We start from the raw sequence: 2,522 nt of genomic DNA, 5'->3' as shown, positions 1-2,522 counted from the left end.
TTTTCCGGCACGCTTTCTTTCAACTACTAAACCAATAGAATTTTCAGATCTTACGGGTGAATGCGGTGTTTTGGCTGGATGCAAATACATATCGCCAGCATTCATTTCAAACTCTTTTCGTTCACCATTTTCTTGAATAATCAATTTTATAGACCCTTCTAGTTGGTAAAAAAATTCTTCTGTTTCATTGTAATGATAATCTTTTCTGGCGTTTGGACCGCCCACTATCATAATGATGTAATCGTCTGAATCTACATATAAATTTTTATTTCCAACAGGCGGTTTCAATAAATGTTTGTTTTCGTCTATCCATTTATTGAGATTGAAAGGTTTGGTAATTGACATATCATTATAATTTTAGACTATAAAATTACTCATTTTTTTAGGTCAATCCACCTCGGATTAAAAATTTGTGGAATTTGTTTGGGGTCGTTTTTGTAAATTGCTATTTTTCCGTAAACAAAAATAATTTTGTCTTTTATATCTTCTAGTTTAAATTTTAAAGTTTCAAGATATTCATTTGTGATTACAATCGTAAAAACAGCCTCTGGATATGGTCTGTCGATATTAATATAATTGGTAGTTTTACCATCCGAAGCTAGTTTTATAGAAGCTACTTTTCCAGTAACGCAAAATAGTTCGCCAATATGGTTTTTTGCTTGATGGCTTTGAATCGTATCTTGAGCAAAAGATTTAAAAGTGGCAAATGCAATAAATAGGTATAGAATGTTTTTCATATTTTAATAAAAAAGGTTGGAAAAATCCAACCTTTGTATTTAATTTACTTGTTTGATTAAATAGACATATACTGGAAAGTGATCGCTAAATCCAGGTTCGCCGTTTGAATTTCTTAAAGGATAGCCTTTATATTGTCCTGTAGTTTGAATGAGAAAAGGTTTGTTGTAAACTCCCGCTTTCCAAAAATGCCAAGATGAAAAATCTTTTCTTATAAAGGGTTCAGATAGCATGATAATATCGAATAAATCCCATGAATCTCTGTAGGCTAAACTTCCAATTCCTTTATTCGCCATTTCCTCCATTGGGTTGTAAATTCCATTTACTGGTACATCTTGCTTTTTAGCTTTGGCACCCACTCCAATTTTTACACTTTTATTAAAACTACCATCGTTCAAATCTCCCATAGTAATTATTTTGGCGTTTGGATTTATTTTGTACAAAGAATCTATAATTTTTCTATTCAATCTTCCAGCGGCTTCTCTAAAAGGGCTGCTTTTTTTCTCGCCACCAGAACGAGATGGCCAGTGGTTTACAATAACATTTATTTCTTCGCCATCCAAAAGCCCTGTTACCAAAAGCTGGTCACGGGTATAAACCCTTGTATCTACTGCTGAAGTGATTATCACATCATCTGTTTTTTCCTCTTCTTCCTTTTTTTCTTTTACTTTTGGAGCATCTCTATATACATATAAAGGTATATTGATGTAACTTGTAGGTTGAAAATGTTTTTTCTGATAGAGTAATGCGACATCAATTCCTCTTTTATCGGGCGAATCGAAATGAATAATACCATAATTATTATTAATCATTTTAGGTTGTTTTATTAAATCTTCCAGAACGCCTCTATTTTCAATTTCACAACCACCAATTAAGGTTGGAGCGCTTGAGTTTTCTCCACTTCCAATTTCAGTCAAAACACGACTTAAATTGTCTAATTTTTTTTTATATTTTCTAGTTGTCCAACTTTGTGATCCATTGGGCAACCATTCTTCATCATTATTGGATCCATTTATTGTATCAAATAGATTTTCAAAGTTGTAAAAAGCTACAGTATGAACAGCAAATTTTTTGTCTTGAGCATGAGCAAACACTGTTATTAAAGTGATAAACAAGTAGATAGTTTTTTTCAATTTCATTATTATATATTAAATTTTCGTCAAATGTATTACAAATTGTTTGCCAAAAATAGTTAATATTATTAAAAAATGTACATTTGCATCCGTTAAGAAATCATGTCTTGACAAAAAAGTAAATTAACTTTAATTTTATTTATGAAAAAAATTATTTTTAGTGCAATATTAATTTTGCAAGCTTTGGTAACATTTGCACAAAAACCAACTGGAATATCTGGAAAGGTAATTGATTCAAAAAACCAAAAACCTTTGCAAAATGTAATTGCAAGTATTCAAAACACAAATTTAACCGAAGTGACAGATGCAGATGGAAAATTTGTTTTTAAATCTATTGCTGTTGGAAATAAATTGTTACAACTTAAAACTAGTGGTTACAAAGACCAACTCCTACCAATTGAAATTGTAGAAAATCAAATTTTAGACATAGGATTAATTGTTTTAGAAGAAGATATTCAATCCAATGAGCAACAGTTAAGTCTAATCACAATTACCGAAAATGATTTGGGCGATGATAACAGTGGTTCAGAAAGTACTTCGGGCTTATTGCAAGCTTCACGCGACGTTTTTTTACAAGCATCAGCTTATAATTTTGGTCAAGCAAGATTCAATGTCAGAGGGATAGACAATGAATATTCAAACGTGATGATAAAT

General features: G+C 31.1%; 4 protein-coding genes. 1 reads left to right on the top strand and 3 read right to left on the bottom strand.

The genetic code is table 11. From position 1 onward, the window contains the following. From nbaC to RMN92_RS10555, 3 genes are all read right to left on the bottom strand, one after another. A partial coding sequence (nbaC, locus tag RMN92_RS10565; RefSeq protein ID WP_309609410.1) for a 3-hydroxyanthranilate 3,4-dioxygenase occupies window positions 1-345 on the bottom strand: 345 nt, incomplete at its 3' end. A gap of 29 nt (window positions 346-374) precedes the next feature. After that, window positions 375-737 carry a hypothetical protein gene (locus RMN92_RS10560; RefSeq protein ID WP_309609409.1) on the bottom strand — a complete coding sequence of 121 codons (363 nt, stop codon included), beginning with the start codon at window positions 735-737 and terminating at the stop codon, window positions 375-377. Window positions 738-776: 39 nt separating this feature from the next. Beyond that, window positions 777-1,874: an endonuclease/exonuclease/phosphatase family protein gene (locus RMN92_RS10555; RefSeq protein ID WP_309609408.1), complete on the bottom strand. Its 1,098-nt coding sequence runs from the start codon at window positions 1,872-1,874 to the stop codon at window positions 777-779. Window positions 1,875-2,009: 135 nt separating this feature from the next. On the opposite strand from RMN92_RS10555, the gene RMN92_RS10550 reads away from it, so the two are divergent. Next, a partial coding sequence (locus RMN92_RS10550; RefSeq protein ID WP_309609407.1) for a carboxypeptidase-like regulatory domain-containing protein occupies window positions 2,010-2,522 on the top strand: 513 nt, incomplete at its 3' end.

It is taken from the genome of Flavobacterium sp. (genome assembly GCF_031363805.1).
GTDB lineage: Bacteria > Bacteroidota > Bacteroidia > Flavobacteriales > Flavobacteriaceae > Flavobacterium.
The sequence above is the reverse complement of the archived record's forward strand: the minus strand, read 5'-3'. Positions and strand labels throughout refer to the sequence as shown.

Bases quoted from the DNA above. Each gene is read 5' to 3' on its own strand.
- RMN92_RS10560 (WP_309609409.1), bottom strand. From the start codon at position 737: ATGAAAAACATTCTATACCTATTTATTGCATTTGCCACTTTTAAATCT.
- RMN92_RS10555 (WP_309609408.1), bottom strand. From the start codon at position 1,874: ATGAAATTGAAAAAAACTATCTACTTGTTTATCACTTTAATAACAGTG.